The organism is Nocardia sp. bgisy134 (assembly GCF_965341865.1).
Taxonomy (GTDB): Bacteria; Actinomycetota; Actinomycetes; order Mycobacteriales; family Mycobacteriaceae; genus Nocardia.
The window spans coordinates 1-15,548 of sequence record NZ_CBDQZP010000028.1 but is presented as its reverse complement, the minus strand read 5'-3'; the positions used below and the strand labels follow the sequence as shown (position 1 = coordinate 15,548).

The window sequence follows — 15,548 nt, the reverse complement described above, 5'->3', positions numbered from 1 at the left end:
GGCCGCGTCATTTCGGACCCTCGATCCAAATCACTCCCGCCATGCGTCCGGTCGGCGCGCCGCGGCGATGACTGAACAGCGTCTTGTCCTCGATGGTGCAGCGCGGGTCTTCCGCGATCGCCGCGACACCCGCCTCGGTGAGCTGCCTGCGAATGCCTGCGCGCAGATCCAGTCCCGGAGTGCCACGGACGGTGGTGGTCGCACTGCCGGGAAGGTGCTTGTCGACGTCGGCACGCATGGCGGCGGGGACCTCGTACTGCCCGCCCGAGGCGGCCGGGCCGAGGAACGCACCGACGCGGTCGAGCCTGGCTCCGGCCGACACCATCGCGTCGAGCACGCGCGGAACGATGCCGATGCGCGCGCCGATCCGGCCCGCGTGCACGGCGGCGATGACGCCCGCTTCGTCGTCGGAGAGCAGGATCGGGACGCAGTCCGCGGTGAGCACGACGAGCGCCAGGTTCGGCACGGTGGTGACGAGAGCGTCGGTGGCGGGCACCGGCTCGATGCGCGGCCCGTCGACGATCTCGACGGCGCGCCCGTGGATCTGCTCCATCCACACCAGCCGGTCGGGGGTGAGGCCGATGCCCTCGGCGAGGCGGTCGCGGTTGCGGCGCACGGCCACCGGATCGTCGCCCACGTGGTCGCCGAGGTTGAACGAGTCGTAGGGCGGCGCGGAGAAGCCGCCCGCCCTGGTCGTCGTGACCCGTCGGACGGTGAGTGTGTGGGCAGCAGTCATGTCCCCGAGCCTAGTAGGCGAGCCGGGGCTCCGAAGGCCGCCGCCGCGGCTCGGACAACGAACCGCGAGCCGCACGTTCGGTGAATCATCCTGGAAGGTCGGCTGATTCGCGCCCGGGAGGACTCGCGGCACGGCACGCCGTGCGGCGAACCTCACCTCGGGCGACGGGGCTCGGCCCTCGTCCCGGCGCGATCCGGGACGATCGGGTCAGCGGCGCATGAAGGACGGCACGTCGACGTCGTCATCGTCGTCGCCGCCACCGTCCGGCGGCTGGATGTGCGACCGGCTGTTGTGCGAGACGGTCGGCTCGGAGAGGCGGGCGCGCTCGCTTTCCCGGTAGCTCGGCACGGCGCCGCGGGTCACGCTCGCGGAGGAGCCCGCCGTGGTGGACTCGGTGCTGCGCGTCGACCCGGTGATCTCGCTCGGCCTGCTCTGACTGAGTTCGCCCGCTCGCCCCGAGCCGATGGCGCCGCGCGTGGTCGCGGGGTCGAAGGTGCGCCGGGCGGGGCCGCCGCCGTCGAACCCGGCCGCGATGACGGTGACGCGCACTTCGTCACCGAGCGAATCGTCGATGACGGTACCGAAGATGATGTTGGCCTCGATGTGCGCGGCCTCCTGCACCAGCGAGGCGGCCTCGTTGATCTCGAACAGACCGAGGTCGGACCCGCCCGCGATGGAGAGCAGCACGCCGTGCGCGCCGTCCATCGACGCCTCGAGCAGCGGCGAGTTGATCGCCGCCTCGGCCGCCTTCACCGACCGGCCCTCGCCGCGCGCCGAGCCGATGCCCATGAGCGCGCTGCCCGCGCCGGACATGACGCTCTTGACGTCGGCGAAGTCGACGTTGATCAGGCCGGGGGTGGTGATCAGATCGGTGATGCCCTGGACACCGTTGAGCAGCACCTCGTCGGCGGAGCGGAAGGCGTCCATCAGGCTGACCGCCGCGTCGCCGAGTTGCAGCAGCCGGTCGTTCGGGATGACGATGAGGGTGTCGCAGGACTCGCGCAGCAGATTGATGCCCACCTCGGCCTGGTTGCCGCGGCGCTTGCCCTCGAACGAGAACGGCCGGGTGACCACGCCGATGGTCAGCGCGCCGAGCTTGCGCGCGATGCTCGCCACGACCGGCGCGCCGCCGGTGCCGGTGCCGCCACCCTCGCCCGCCGTCACGAAGACCATGTCGGCGCCCTTGAGCACCTCTTCGATCTCGTCCTTGTGATCCTCTGCGGCCTTGCGGCCGACCTCGGGGTCAGCGCCCGCGCCGAGACCGCGGGTGAGCTCACGGCCGACGTCGAGCTTGACGTCGGCATCGCTCATCAGCAGCGCCTGCGCGTCGGTGTTGACCGCGATGAACTCGACTCCCTTGAGTCCCTGTTCGATCATCCGGTTGACGGCATTCACGCCGCCGCCGCCGATACCGACGACCTTGATCACCGCAAGGTAGTTGTGCGGGGGCGTCATGGGCTCTCGCCTTCCTTCGATCTAAAGCCTGTCATTTTCGGATTCAGGACATTTCGCTATGGGACACCCTCGGTCGTTTTGCCCGGGACCGTTTCACTCCACGATCCGCGGCCGGGCAAACCCTAAACCTCAACCACAGGGTTAGCGTTATGTCAAGTATCCGACTGGTGCGGAACGCTATTCGCAGCCGCCGCGATACGGGCGCAGGCGCGCCGACACGAGTAACAGAATCTTGTGTGATCCCTCTCGTTCGCCACTCCACACACCGTATGGTTGGACGGTTGCCCCCCGAGCCCCATCCCGGCGGCGGCCCTGCGCCTTCTGGCAGAGCGCCCCCGAAAATTCGCTGGGCACAATGGGTGTCGATCACTTTACCGTGACCAGATTCGGACTCGAAACGTCGAACACCGTTCCCTCCCGCGTCAACAGCGGCAACACCACGGCCGCCTTGCGTTCGGCATCGTTCGCACTGCCCCAGAGTACCGTGCGTCCGTCGTGCAGATTCAACGAGATATCCGAAATCGACCGTGCGACAACCTCGTCCACCTGGATATTCAGGGCGGGCGGCAACACGGTCAGCACCGCGACCGCGGCGCGGGTGACCGGATCGGCGCCGCCGGGCTGTTCGGTGATCAACTCGGCCACCCCGATGGGCGCGGCTTCGATGGCGAATTCGACGCTTTCGGCGTCCACCAGATGCGCGCCTTCCGGACTCTCGAAGTACAGCACCGGCGTCCGCTCCACCACGGTCACCCGGACGGTGGACGGATACACCCGCTGTACCCGCGCGGAGCGCACTTTCGGAATACTCGCCACCCGTCGTGCCATGGCGTCGGTATCGATGCGCAGCATCGAGCGGCCCGAGGGAATTTCGAGGCGCTCGCGCACCTGCTCTTCCTGCACCGCGGACAGACCATCGATATCGACGGTGCGCACCGAGAGCACAGGCGTGAACCAGAAGATCAACAGCGCGGCGGTGAACACGCACCCGCCGAGCAACCCCCACAGCCGCACCCGGCGCAGCCGGGCCGGACCGCCGGGCCGCCGCAGCAGATCGAGTCGATCGATCCAGCCCGCGGCCCGGCGCTCGCGCCGCTCACCCCCCGGCCGCATCGCGGCTCACCGCCCGTACTGGGGACGCGCCCGTAGCCCGTCGAGAATCTGGCTGCCGAGCATGGTGACGTCGCCCGCCCCCATGGTGATCACCACGTCGCCGGGCCGCGCCAGCCCGGCCACCTGACGGCCGACCCGCGACATATCCGGTTGGTAATGCACGGGTTTGGTGACGGACTGGGCCACCAGCGCGCCGTTCACACCCGGCAGCGGCTTCTCGCGCGCGCCGTACACGTCGAGCACGACGACCTCGTCGGCCAGGCTCAGCGCCACGCCGAAGTCCTCCGCGAAGGTCGCGGTGCGGCTGTACAGGTGCGGCTGGAAGACCACGATCACCCGGCCCTGACGCGAGCGCGCTCCGTCGCGCGCCTCCTGCTGGACCAGTTCGGCCGCGGCGCCGAGCACCGCGCGCACCTCGGTGGGATGGTGCGCGTAGTCGTCGAAGACCCGCACGCCGTTCTCCCGGCCGACGAACTGGAACCGCCGGTGCACACCGCCGAAACCTTCCAGCCCCTGGACGATCTCGTCGACGTCGGCGCCCGCGGCCCGCGCGGCGAGCAGCGCGGCCAGCGCGTTGAGCGCCATATGCCTGCCCGGCACCGAGAGCCGCAGGGTGCGCGGCGCGGATTCGTCGGACAGCTGGAATTGAGCGAGCCCGCCCACGTCGCGCGGCTCCCAGCTGTGCAGCCGCACGCCGACCGGGACCAGCGCGTCGGCGAGTTCGCCGGAGCCGTAGCCGAGTACCCGGACGCCCTTGTCCGCCAAGCGGGGACCGACCCGCTCGGCCAGCGCTCGCGAGCCGGGATCGTCCAGGCACACCACCAGCAGTCCGCCCGCGCCGAGCCGGTCGGCGAAGTCGTCGAACACCTGCACGTAGGCGGCGTCGGAGCCGAAGAAGTCGAGGTGATCGGATTCGATGTTGGTGACCACCGCGACGTCGGGGTCGTATTGGAGCAGCGAGCCGTCGCTCTCGTCGGCCTCGGCCACGAAGGTGTCGCCGGTGCCGTGGTGGGCATTGGTGCCCGCCTCGTTCAGCTCACCGCCGACCGCGAAGGACGGATCGAGGCCGCAGTGCTGCAGCGAGACGATCAGCATCGAGGTCGTCGAGGTCTTGCCGTGGGTGCCCGACACGAGCAGGGTGCGGTGCCCCCGCATCAGCGAGGCCAGCACGGCGGGGCGGAGCAGCACCGGGATGTCGCGCCGATTCGCTTCCACCAGTTCGGGATTGGTCTTCGGGATGGCCGCGTAGGTGGTCACCACCGCGGTCGGGCCGCCGGGCAGCAGATCGAGCGCGCCCGCGTCGTGGCCGATGCGGACCTGCGCGCCGCGAGCCCGCAGCGCGAGCACGCCGCGGCTCTCCTTGGCGTCCGAACCCGACACCGCGCCGCCGCGGGAGAGCAGGATGCGGGCGATACCGGACATTCCGGCCCCGCCGATGCCGACCATGTGCACCCGCTCCAGTTCGGGCGGGAGCGCCGAACGCTCGTCGGTCATCGGCCGCGCCCCAATTCCACCACGATCCGCGCCACTTCGTCGGCGGCGTCGCGGTGACCGGCGCCAGACGCGGCGCGGCCCATCTCGGTCAGCCCTGCGGGGTCCATGAGCAGCGGTATCACCTCGTCGATCACGTACTTCGGGGACAGGTCGGCGTCGGGGACAATTCTGCCACCGCCCTGGGCTACCACGGGGCGGGCATTGAATTCCTGTTCGCCATTGCCGTGCGGCAGCGGCACGTAGAAGGCGGGCAGGCCGACGGCGGAGACTTCGGCGACCGTCATCGCGCCCGACCGGCACACCACCGCGTCGGCGGCGGCGTAGGCCAGATCCATCCTGGACAGATACGGCACCGCCACGTAGCGGGCCGCGCCGTCGCTCTCCGCGACCTCCACGGTGTTCTTCGGGCCGTGCGCGTGCAGCACCGAGATGCCCGCCGCCGCCAGCTGCGGCGCGGCGGCCGACACCGCCTCGTTCAGGCTGCGCGCGCCCTGCGAGCCGCCGAACACCAGCAGCACGGGTCCCTCGGCGGGCAGCCCGAAGTGCGCGCGGGCTTCGGCGCGCAGCGCGGCGCGGTCCAGCGTGGTGATGGCCGCGCGCACCGGAATGCCGACGACCTCCGCGTGCGGCAACCCGGAATCCGGCACCGCGGCGAGCACGCGCGCGGCGCGGCGGGCGCCCACCTTGTTCGCGATGCCTGCCTTGGCGTTGGCCTCGTGCACGACGACCGGCACCGCGCGCCTGCGCCGCAGCAACCCACGGCCCGCGGCCAAGTAGGCAGGCAACGCGACGTAGCCGCCGAAGCCGATGATCACGTCGGCCTGCACCGCGTCGACGACGGCCCGAGTCCTGGCCACCGCCGCGCGCACCCGGCCGGGCAGCCGCAGCAGATCCGCGGTCGGCTTGCGCGGCAACGGAACCGGCGGGATCAGCTCGAGCGGGTAACCGCGCTCGGGCACCAACCTGGTCTCCAGACCGCGTTCGGTGCCCAGCGCTGTCACCCGGATCGAATCGTCGAGGCGGCGCAGCGCATCGGCGACGGCCAGGGCCGGCTCGACGTGTCCTGCCGTGCCACCGCCCGCGACGATCACCGAGAGTCCGGATCCCTTCGCGGACCGCTGGGCTGGATTCGCAGCACGCTCGGGTCCCTCCGTGGTCACGCTGGGCTGTCTGCTCCGGGCCTGTTGCTCGCGCCGCGGTGCACTCACTTGGATCTTCCCCGTTCTCTGGCGTGTGGCATCGGATAGTTCGGCTCCCAGGCCCTGGTGGCACGCAGCGAACTGGTGCCCCTGCTCTCCGGCGAGCGGCGCCGAGCCGGTGCGCCGGATTGCCCGCGCCGCGGCTGCGCCTGGCGCGAGCGGTCGGATTGCCTGGGTCGTTCGGTTCGGGTCCGCTGCGCCGCGGCTTTGGCGGCGCTGCGCGCCCTGGCGGCCTCCGCCTTGGCGGGCGAGTAGACCTCGGGTTTGGGTAGTCGCAGCAGGCGGCTGAACCGCCCGTCCTGCCCGGCCTGCAACGCCGACACCGCCTCCGGCTCGTGCCGGGCGGCGTTGGCGATGACGCCGAACATCAACAGCGTGATGGCCAGCGAGGAGCCACCCGCCGAGACCAGCGGCAGCTGCAGACCGGTCACCGGGAGCAGGCCGACCACGTACCCGACGTTGATCAGCGCCTGCGCGGTGATCCAGGTGGTCGCCGTCGCGGTCAGCAGCCGCAGGAACGGGTCCACCGAACGGCTGGCGATGCGCAGGCCGGTGTAGACGAACAGCGCGAAAAGCCCGAGCACCAGCGCGCAACCGAGGAACCCGAGTTCCTCGCCGATGATGGCGAAGATGAAGTCGTTGTGCGAGTTCGGCAGATAGCTCCACTTGGCTCGGCTCTGCCCGAGCCCGCGGCCCCAGATGCCGCCGTCGGCCAGCGAGTACTGCGCCTGGCGCGCCTGGTAGCCGATGCCCTGCGGGTCCTCGCCGGGATTGAAGAAGGCGCGCATGCGATCCGAGCGGTAGCCCGCGGAGAGCGCGAGCACCCCCGCGGCGACGACGCCGGACACCGCGATGGTGACGAACAGCCGCACCGGCAGCCCGCCGAACCACAGCAGCGCGGCCAGCACGATGCCGAGCGCGATGGTGGTGGACAGGTTGGGCTCTAGCACCACGAGCAGACACACCAGCATGCCCGCCGGAACCAGCGGCACCAGAAGGTCTTTCAGCGTGGCCTTCTCCGAGCGGCGCGAGGCCAGCAGGTGCGCGCCCCACACCACGAACGTCACCTTGACGATCTCGGAGGGCTGCACCGACACCGGACCGAGGTCGAACCAGCGCCGCGAGCCCTGGACCTCGCTGCCGATGCCGGGAATGAGCACCAGCACCAGCGCGAGCACCGACGTCGCGAACATCGGGAACGACCACTGCCGCAGCCTGCGTATCGGAATGCGCAGCGCGAGATAGAACAGCACGCAGCCGAGCGCGGCGAACATGGCCTGCTGGACGAACAGCGAGTACGCCGAACCGCGCTCGGCATAGGCCTCGACGCTGGAGGCCGAGAGCACCATCACCAGCCCCAGCACGGTGAGCAGCGTCGCGATGGTGACGATCAGATGGAACGACGCGAGCGGGCGCGCCAGCCAGGCCACGAACCGGGCCGCGGGCGCCTGCGCGCCACGCGAGCCCTTCGGCTCGGTCTTGGCACCGCGCAGCCGCCGCGTCGTCTCCGTCATAGCTGCCGCCCGATGTCACCGTCTTCCAGCGTGTGCACCGCGGTGGCGAAACTGCGTCCGCGGTGGGTGTAGTCGGCGAACATGTCGAGGGATGCGGCCGCGGGAGCCAGCAGCACGGTGTCTCCCGCGCGGGCGAATCCGGCGGCGACGCGCACGGCCTGCGCCATGACCGCGTCGGCCTTGTCGGATCTGGACGGGTCGTCAGCCATCACAGCATCGTCCCCCGCGCGCACCTCGACGACGGGGACCTCGGGCGCGTGTCGCGCCAACGCGGCCGCGATCACCGGCGCGTCGGACCCGATCAGCACCGCCGCGACGAGCCGGTCGGCGACCTCCTCGACCAGGTCCTCCACACCCGCGCCCTTGAGCTGGCCGCCCGCGATCCAGATGACCTGCGAGTGCGCCAGGATCGAGGAGCGCGCGGCGTGCGGATTGGTGGCCTTGGAGTCGTCGACGAATTCGACGCCTGCCAGCTCGCGCACGAAGGCCGCCCGGTGCGGGCCGACCTTGTGGTCCTGCAGTCCCTCCTTGACGAACTGCGGCGCCACATCGATGGCCCTGGTCAGCGCGGCCGCGGCGAGCGCGTCGGCGATACCGGCGGGCCCCTGCGGGCTGATGTCGCCGACCTCGGCCAGGATCGCCGCCTTGGTGAACGCGCGGTCGAGCAGTTTGCCGTCCACCACGCCGAGCTCGCCGTCGGCGGGCACGCCGATGCGGAAGCCGACGGTGCGGCGGGCCTTGGAGCGACGGGCGAGCGAGGCAGCCACCGGATCGTCCAGACCGACCACGCCGACCCGGCCGACCAGCGCCCGAGCCTTGGCGGCCGCGTAGGCGTCGAGGCCGCCGTGCCAATCCAGGTGATCCTCGGCGACATTCAGCACCACACCCGCCTCCGGCCGGACCGAGGGCGCCCAATGCAGCTGGAACGAGGACAGTTCCACGGCGAGCACCTGCGGGCCGGGATTGCGGCGCAGCGCGTCCAGGATCGGGGTGCCGATATTGCCGCAGGCGACGCTGGCGATGCCCGCGGCGCGCAGGATCGAGTGGGTCATCTGGGTGGTGGTGGTCTTGCCGTTGGTGCCGGTCACCACCAGCCACTTGCGCACCGGGCCGTAGATCCTGGCCTGGTCGACCCACCAGGCGAATTCGACGTCGCCCCACACCGGGATGCCCTCGGTGACCGCGGAGACCAGCACCGGCGAGTCCGGCCGCCAGCCCGGGCTGGTGATGACCAGCGCGAAGCGGCTCAGGTCGGCGGATTCCAGATCCACGCAGGTGGCCACTTCCAGGCCGAGTTCGGCGGCCTCGGCGAGCGCCTTGGCACCCGCGTCGGTGACCACCGGATGCGCGCCGATATCGCGCAGCGGTTCCACCAGCGAGCGACCGGAGACGCCCCAGCCCGCGACGAGCACGTCACGGCCACGCAGGAATTCGAGCATGGGCCCCGGAGATCGAAGGGCCCGCGGAGAATGTTCGACCATCGCTAGTTCACCCGACCGCGGAGAGGTATTCGCTGTAGAACAGACCGAGGCCGACTGCCGAGGCCATGGCGGCCAAGAGCCAGAACCGAATGATCACAGTCGTCTCGGCCCATTTGCTGAGCTCGAAGTGGTGATGGAACGGCGCCATCTTGAACAATCGATTGCGGGTGGTGCGGAAGACCGCCACCTGCAACACCACGGACACGCCCTCGGCCACGAACAGGGCGCCCATCACGATCATGAGCAACTCGGTCCTGGTGGTGATGGAGATGCCTGCGAGCAGACCGCCGAGCGCCAGCGATCCGGTGTCGCCCATGAAGATCTTGGCGGGCGCGGCGTTCCACCACAGGAAGCCGATGCACGCCGCGGCGCCTGCCGCGCAGACCAGCGCCAGGTCCAGCGGGTCGCGCACGTTGTAGCAACCGGTCTCGGGCTTGGTCGCGCACGCGTGGTAGTACTGCCAGAACGTGATGATCACGTAGCCGCCGAGCACCAGGCTCATCGATCCCGCGGCCAGTCCGTCCAGGCCGTCGGTGAGGTTCACGACGTTGGACCACGCCACGACCACGAAGCAGACGAACGCCAGAAAGATGATCACCCCGGCCGACACCGTGTTGATGTCGCGCACATAGGACAGGTGGCGGCTGGCGGGCGTCAGGCCGTTCTCGCCGCGGAACTGGAGCGCGAGCACACCGAAGATCACCGCCGAGGTGAGCTGCCCGATGTACTTGCCCGCGGCGGTGAGGCCGAGATTGCGCTGCTTGCGCAGCTTGATGAAGTCGTCGGTGAAGCCGACCGCGCCCAGCGCCGTGGCCAATCCGAGGACGAGCATGCCCGACGCGGTCGGCCCCTCGGCGTCGTAGCCGATGCCGATCAGGTGCGAGCCGAGGTAACCGGCCCACATACCGATCAGGATGGCGACCCCGCCCATGGTCGGCGTGCCGCGCTTGGCTTGGTGGCTGGCCGGGCCGTCGACCCGGATCTCCTGACCGAAGCCCTGCTTGGCGAAGAACTGGATCAGCAGCGGAGTCAACAGAATCGACACCGCGAGGGCGATCGCCGCCGCGAACAGAATCTGCCTCACGCCAGCACCTCGCTGACGCTCGCCGCCGCCGTTCGGCCGATGGCCGCTGTGCCCATGGCTCGCTCGCTCCGCTCGCTCACGCCAGCACCTCGCTGACGCTCGCCGCCGCCGTTCGGCCGATGGCCGCTGTGCCCATGGCTCGCTCGCTCCGCTCGCTCACGCCAGCACCTCGCTGACGCTCGGCACCGTCGTACGGCCGATGGCCGTTGTCCCCATGGCTCGCTCGCTCCGCTCGCTCACTGCCCTGCCTCCGCGCTGCCGTCGCGCCCCGCGGCACGTTCCGCGCCGGTCAAGTGTTCGGCGACCGCCCAGAGGCCGACCGACTTCGACGCCTTGACCAGCACCACATCGCCCGCCTCGACCTCGTCGTCGAGCAGCGCGATGGCCGCGCCGATATCGGGCACGAGGACCGACTCCTCGCCCCATGAGCCTTCCATCACCGCTCCCTGGTGCATCGCGCGGGAGGGCCTTCCGGTGCCGACGACGATGAGGCGATCCACGTCGAGGCGCACCGCGAGCCTGCCGATGCCGTCGTGCTCGAGCACGGATTCCTCGCCGAGCTCGGCCATTTCGCCCAGCACGGCCCAGCTGCGCCGCGGCGTCTCGCCGGCGCGCGACATCGTCACCAGCGCCTTGAGCGCGGCGCGCACCGAGTCGGGGTTGGCGTTGTAGGAGTCGTTGACGACGGTGACGCCGTCGGCGGTGGTGCGCACGTCCATCCGGCGCTCCGAGACCCGCTGGGCGCCCGAGAGCGCCTGCGCGATCGTGGCCAGATCGGCGCCGCAGGCCAGTGCGACCGCGGCGGCGGAGAGCGCGTTGCCCACGTGGTGCTCGCCGTGCACGGCCAGCTGGATCGGCGTGCTGCCCGCCGGGGTGTGCAGCGTGAAGTGGGCGCGCGCCTCGGCGTCGAGGCGCACGTCGGTGGCCCTGATGTCGGCATTGCCCGCCTGGCCGACCAGCACCACCTTGGCGCGCGTGCGTGCGGCCATCGCCGCCACCTGCGGGTCGTCGGCGTTGAGCACGGCGAGACCGGTCGCGGGCAGCGCCTCGACGAGTTCGCCCTTGGTCTGCGCGATGGCCTCGCGGCTGCCGAACTCGCCGAGATGTGCCGTGCCGACATTGAGCATGACGCCGATGCTCGGCGGCGCCACCGCGGCGAGCGCCGCGATGTGGCCGGGCCCGCGCGCGGAGAGCTCCAGCACCAGGAAGCGCGTCTTCTCGTCGGCGCGCAGCGCGGTCCATGGATGACCGAGTTCGTTGTTGAACGATCCGGGCGGCGCGACGACCGGGCCGAGCGGCTCGAGCACCGCGGCCAGCAGATCCTTGGTCGAGGTCTTGCCGGAGGACCCGGTGACCCCGACGACAGTCAGGCCACCGGCCGCGGTGTCCGATTGGCGGCGCTCGCGGGCCCCTCCGTGGTCACGCTCCGCTACCGCCTCCGGGGCCGTCGCTCCCGCCGCGGTGAGCCGTTCGACGCTGGCGCGGGCCAGTGCGGCCAACGCGGCCAGCACCGCGGCGCCGGAGCCGTCCGAATCATGGATCAGCGCAACGGAAGTCGCGGGCACCGTGCCCGGGCTCGGAGTCACCACGATGGCGGGCACACCGACCGGGCGCGCGGCGAGCACCGCCGCCGCGCCCGCGGCCACCGCGGCCGCCGCGTATTCGTGTCCGTCGGCCCGCTCGCCCGGCAGGGCGAGGAACAGATCACCGGAACCGATTCGGCGCGAATCGAATTCCACCGAACCGGTCACTCGCACCTCCGGGTCGGGGACGTCGTGCAGCGTGCCGCCGACGACGTCCGCGATCTCCCGCAGTGTCATCTCGATCATGAAACCGTCAAGTCCTCCGCGTCCGTCCCGTACGGACTTCGCTGTGCTCGCTGAACATGCTGTGCCGCCTGAAAGTTCATGCCCGCGCCTCCGCGGCCACCTTGCGCGACAAGGCGTCCGCCACGACATCGCGGTCGTCGAATGGATGTTTCACGCCCTGGATCTCCTGGCCCGCTTCGTGGCCCTTGCCCGCGATCAGCACCGCGTCGCCGGGCCTGGCCCAGTCCACCGCGGCGGCGATGGCCGCGGCGCGGTCGCCTATCTCGCGGACCTCGCCGCGCTCGTCGGCGGGCACGGCCAGCGCGCCCCCGGCGATCGCCGCCCGGATCTCGGCGGGCGCCTCGGAGCGCGGGTTGTCGTCGGTGATGATCAGCAGGTCCGCTCCCCTGGCCGCGACCTCGCCCATCAACGGTCGCTTGCCCGCGTCGCGGTCGCCGCCCGCACCGACCACCACGGCCAACCGACCGGGCGCGACCGGATTGTCGGCGGCCAGGTGGACGCGCAGCGTGGCGATCACCGATTCCAGCGCGGCCGGCTTGTGGGCGTAGTCCACCACCGCGAGGAAGTCCTGACCGCGCTCGACGCGCTGCATCCGGCCCGGCACGTCGACGGAGCCCAGCGCGGGCGCGGCCACGGCGGGATCGACGCCCGCCGCGGCGCACACGGCCACCGCGAGCAGCGCGTTGGCGACGTTGTAGCGGCCGGGAAGACGCAGCCGCACATCGACATTCGCGTCCGGCCCGGCGGCGGTGAACCGCTGCTCGCCGCCGTGCGCGGCGACCGCGCCCGCCACGTGCCAGTCCGCGGGCCCGGTGGTCGCGACGGTGGTCGGCGCGGCCAAGCTCGCGGCGAGGCGGCGGCCCCAGTCGTCGTCGACGCAGATCACCGAGGTACGGGCGGAGACGGCCGACGCCGGGTCGAAAAGCCTGCGCTTGGCGCCGAAGTAGTCCTCGAAATCGGCGTGGAAGTCGAGGTGATCCTGAGACAGGTTGGTGAACGCGCCCACCGCGAAGCGCACGCCGTCGACCCGGCCGAGCGCCAGCGCGTGGCTGGACACCTCCATCACCACCGCGTCCACGCCCTGCTCGACCATGAGCGCGAACATCGCGTGCAGCTGCGGCGCCTCGGGGGTGGTCAGCGCGCTCGGCACCCGGCGGCCGCCGATCCTGGTCTCGATGGTGCCGATCAGCGCCGTCGACAGGCCGCCCGCGGCCAGCCCGGCCTCCACCAGATACGAGGTCGTGGTCTTGCCCGAGGTGCCGGTGATGCCGACGATGCGCAGCCGCTCCGACGGGTTGCCGTACAGCGCCGCGGAGAGCTCGCCGAGCACCTCGCGCGGCCGCTCGCGCACCAGTACCGGCACGCCGAGCTCCCCGGCCAGCCGCGCGCCCTCGGCGTCGGTGAACACGGCCACCGCGCCGCGGGCGACGGCATCGCCTGCGAAGCGCGCGCCGTGCGACTGCGAGCCGGGCAGCGCGGCGAACAGATCGCCGGGACGCACCGCGTTCGAACGTTGCTCGATCCCGGTGACCACCAGATCGCCGGGCACCGTCGCCGACGGGCGGGCGCCGGTCAGCTCCAGCACGGTGGTCAGCGGTGTCGACGGCGGGTCGACCGGCCGCAACACGGGCTGGCTGGACTGCGCGGGCACCTCGCTCCTCTCGGACAGGGCATGTGTGGACAGCACGGACTATGGTGACGAGTCAGGTTACCGACGCGGACTCATCGGCGAACAACGCGCCTCGGTGTTGCCGCGCCGGAGCGCGGAAATACGACGATTCGACAAGCCGGAATCACACACCAGCCTGCAGGACGAACTTCTGCGCCGGTGCGGTCGTCGGCGGTATTCGATCACGCTGCAGCGCCCACGACGCGATGTTGTGGAACAGCGGCGCGGCCGACTGGCCGCCGGTGCCGTCGGAGCTGCGCACCGGGTTGTCGAGCATCATGCCGATCACGTACCGCGGGTTGTCGGCGGGCGCCATGCCCGCGAAGGTGATCCAGTAGCTGTCGCTGGAGTAGCACTTGCAGTCCGGATCGATCTTCTGCGCGGTGCCCGTCTTGCCTGCGATCCGGTAGCCCTCGATCGCGGCGGGCCAGCCGGTGCCGTTCTGTTCGGCGTTCATCGGATCGCGCTGCACCACCGCCTGGAACATGTGGCGCAACGTCTGCGCGGTCTGCGGGCTCACCACCCGGATGCCGTCCGGCTGCGGCTCCTCGGTGCGGGTGCCGTCCGGTGCGATCTTGGCCTTCACGATGCGCGGCGGGACACGCAGGCCATCGTTGGCGATGGCCTGGTACATTCCCGTCATCTGCAAGGTGGACATCGAAAGACCCTGTCCGATGGGCAGATTGGCGAAAGTGCCGCCGGACCACTGGTCGCGCGACGGCACCTGCCCCGCGGACTCGCCCGGCAGGCCGACGCCGGTGCGCTGGCCGAGACCGAAGCGGTGCAGCATGTCCGCGTAGCGGTCCTCGCCGACGCGCTGGGCGAGCATCAGGGTGCCGACGTTGGACGACTTCGCGAAGATGCCCGTGGTCGTGTAGGGCGCGACATCGTGGTTCCACGCGTCGCCGACCGTGACGCCCGCCATCCGGATCGAGCCGGGCACCTGGTGCACCTCGTCGGGAGTGGTGAGCCCGTATTCGATGGCCGCGGCCGCGGTGACGATCTTGTTCACCGAGCCGGGTTCGAACGGGTCGCTCACCGACGGGTTGCTGGTCTTGGCCGAGCCCCAGTTCTGCGGGCCCAGCGTCGGATTGAAGGTGCTGTCGTTGGCCATGGCGAGCACTTGGCCTGTCCTGGCGTCCAGCACCACGGCCGAGGCGCCCTGCGCGCCGGACTGCTGCCTGGCCTGCTGCACCTGCTGCTGCACGTAATACTGCAGGTCGGAGTCGAGGGTGAGTTCCACGCCGTTGCCGTTCACGGCGGGCTGCTTGTCGCGCCAGCTGCCGGGAATGACGGCGCCGTCCGAACCGCGGTCGTAGGTGTGCGAGCCGTCGGTACCCGCGAGCACCGAGTCCAGCGAGGATTCCAGGCCGATCAGGCCGTGCCCGTCCCATCCGGTCGCGCCGATCATATTGGCTGCCAGCGATCCGCCCGGGTATTCGCGCACGTCCTGGCGCTCGGCGCCGACCTCGGGGAACTCCACGGTGATCTCGGCGGCGATCCGCGAGTCCACATTGCGCGCCAGATAGACGAAGGTCTCTTCGCTGCGCAGCTTGGCGAGCAGTTCCGCCTCGGTGGGCGCCTTGTTGCCGAGCTTGTCGTGGATCTTCTTCGCGATCGCCCGCAGCCGCTCGTCCGGATCGGGCGCCTTGGTGCTCTCGGCGCGGGCGGCCTCGAGAGTCTTGCGCACCTGGACGGGTTGGAAGTGCAGCGATTTCGCGGACACCGTGAAGGCCAGCGATTTGCCGTTGCGGTCGGTGATCGGGCCGCGGGTGGCCTCGTCGGTCAGCCGGACGATGCGCTGGCTGGCCGCCTGCGCGGACAGGCCCGGCGCGGAAATGCTCTGGATCCACAGCAATTGGAGCGCGACGACGGCCAGCGCGACCAGCATGACGATCCGGCCGACCCCCAGCCGCAACCGCACCGGGCGCTCGGCGGCCGTGCGCGATCTCGCGGTCCCTGATGCCACCGGCC

General features: G+C 71.0%; 11 protein-coding genes. All 11 read right to left on the bottom strand.

Going from position 1 to position 15,548, the window contains the following annotated elements:
• Positions 1 to 7: 7 nt before the first annotated feature.
• The 11 genes from pgeF to ACRWNM_RS33505 all read right to left on the bottom strand — a co-directional run bounded on the left by pgeF (position 8) and on the right by ACRWNM_RS33505 (position 15,543).
• Positions 8 to 736 carry a peptidoglycan editing factor PgeF gene (gene pgeF, locus ACRWNM_RS33555; RefSeq protein ID WP_431972184.1) on the bottom strand — a complete coding sequence of 243 codons (729 nt, stop codon included), beginning with the start codon at positions 734 to 736 and terminating at the stop codon, positions 8 to 10.
• 207 nt (positions 737 to 943) lie between these two features.
• Positions 944 to 2,191: a cell division protein FtsZ gene (gene ftsZ / locus ACRWNM_RS33550; RefSeq protein WP_431972183.1), complete on the bottom strand. Its 1,248-nt coding sequence runs from the start codon at positions 2,189 to 2,191 to the stop codon at positions 944 to 946.
• Between the two features lie 366 nt (positions 2,192 to 2,557).
• Positions 2,558 to 3,304, bottom strand: coding sequence for a cell division protein FtsQ/DivIB (locus ACRWNM_RS33545; RefSeq protein WP_431972182.1), 747 nt, complete (start codon positions 3,302 to 3,304; stop codon positions 2,558 to 2,560).
• 6 nt (positions 3,305 to 3,310) lie between these two features.
• Entirely contained in the window at positions 3,311 to 4,798 is a 1,488-nt protein-coding gene (gene murC, locus ACRWNM_RS33540) for a UDP-N-acetylmuramate--L-alanine ligase (protein ID WP_431972181.1), read from the bottom strand.
• Positions 4,795 to 5,958, bottom strand: a complete 1,164-nt coding sequence (gene murG, locus ACRWNM_RS33535) for an undecaprenyldiphospho-muramoylpentapeptide beta-N-acetylglucosaminyltransferase (protein WP_431972180.1) — start codon at positions 5,956 to 5,958, stop codon at positions 4,795 to 4,797. The genes murC and murG overlap by 4 nt, the downstream gene beginning before the upstream one ends.
• Before the next feature lie 44 nt (positions 5,959 to 6,002).
• Entirely contained in the window at positions 6,003 to 7,511 is a 1,509-nt protein-coding gene (ftsW, locus tag ACRWNM_RS33530; RefSeq protein ID WP_431972179.1) for a putative lipid II flippase FtsW, read from the bottom strand.
• Positions 7,508 to 8,950: a UDP-N-acetylmuramoyl-L-alanine--D-glutamate ligase gene (gene murD, locus ACRWNM_RS33525; RefSeq protein WP_431972178.1), complete on the bottom strand. Its 1,443-nt coding sequence runs from the start codon at positions 8,948 to 8,950 to the stop codon at positions 7,508 to 7,510. The genes ftsW and murD overlap by 4 nt, the downstream gene beginning before the upstream one ends.
• A gap of 49 nt (positions 8,951 to 8,999) precedes the next feature.
• On the bottom strand, positions 9,000 to 10,076 hold the full coding sequence (gene mraY, locus ACRWNM_RS33520) for a phospho-N-acetylmuramoyl-pentapeptide-transferase (RefSeq protein ID WP_357453617.1): 1,077 nt from the start codon (positions 10,074 to 10,076) through the stop codon (positions 9,000 to 9,002).
• 236 nt (positions 10,077 to 10,312) lie between these two features.
• A complete protein-coding gene (locus tag ACRWNM_RS33515; RefSeq protein WP_431972177.1) occupies positions 10,313 to 11,905 on the bottom strand; it encodes a UDP-N-acetylmuramoyl-tripeptide--D-alanyl-D-alanine ligase in 1,593 nt (530 codons plus the stop codon).
• Positions 11,906 to 11,981: 76 nt separating this feature from the next.
• A complete protein-coding gene (locus ACRWNM_RS33510) occupies positions 11,982 to 13,556 on the bottom strand; it encodes a UDP-N-acetylmuramoyl-L-alanyl-D-glutamate--2,6-diaminopimelate ligase (protein WP_431972176.1) in 1,575 nt (524 codons plus the stop codon).
• A 142-nt stretch (positions 13,557 to 13,698) separates the two neighbouring features.
• Positions 13,699 to 15,543, bottom strand: coding sequence for a peptidoglycan D,D-transpeptidase FtsI family protein (locus ACRWNM_RS33505; protein ID WP_431972231.1), 1,845 nt, complete (start codon positions 15,541 to 15,543; stop codon positions 13,699 to 13,701).
• Between the last annotated feature and the right edge of the window lie 5 nt (positions 15,544 to 15,548).

Bases quoted from the DNA above. Each gene is read 5' to 3' on its own strand.
- pgeF (WP_431972184.1), bottom strand. From the start codon at position 736: ATGACTGCTGCCCACACACTCACCGTCCGACGGGTCACGACGACCAGG.
- ftsZ (WP_431972183.1), bottom strand. From the start codon at position 2,191: ATGACGCCCCCGCACAACTACCTTGCGGTGATCAAGGTCGTCGGTATC.
- ACRWNM_RS33545 (WP_431972182.1), bottom strand. From the start codon at position 3,304: ATGCGGCCGGGGGGTGAGCGGCGCGAGCGCCGGGCCGCGGGCTGGATC.
- murC (WP_431972181.1), bottom strand. From the start codon at position 4,798: ATGACCGACGAGCGTTCGGCGCTCCCGCCCGAACTGGAGCGGGTGCAC.
- ftsW (WP_431972179.1), bottom strand. From the start codon at position 7,511: ATGACGGAGACGACGCGGCGGCTGCGCGGTGCCAAGACCGAGCCGAAG.
- murD (WP_431972178.1), bottom strand. From the start codon at position 8,950: ATGCTCGAATTCCTGCGTGGCCGTGACGTGCTCGTCGCGGGCTGGGGC.
- ACRWNM_RS33515 (WP_431972177.1), bottom strand. From the start codon at position 11,905: ATGATCGAGATGACACTGCGGGAGATCGCGGACGTCGTCGGCGGCACG.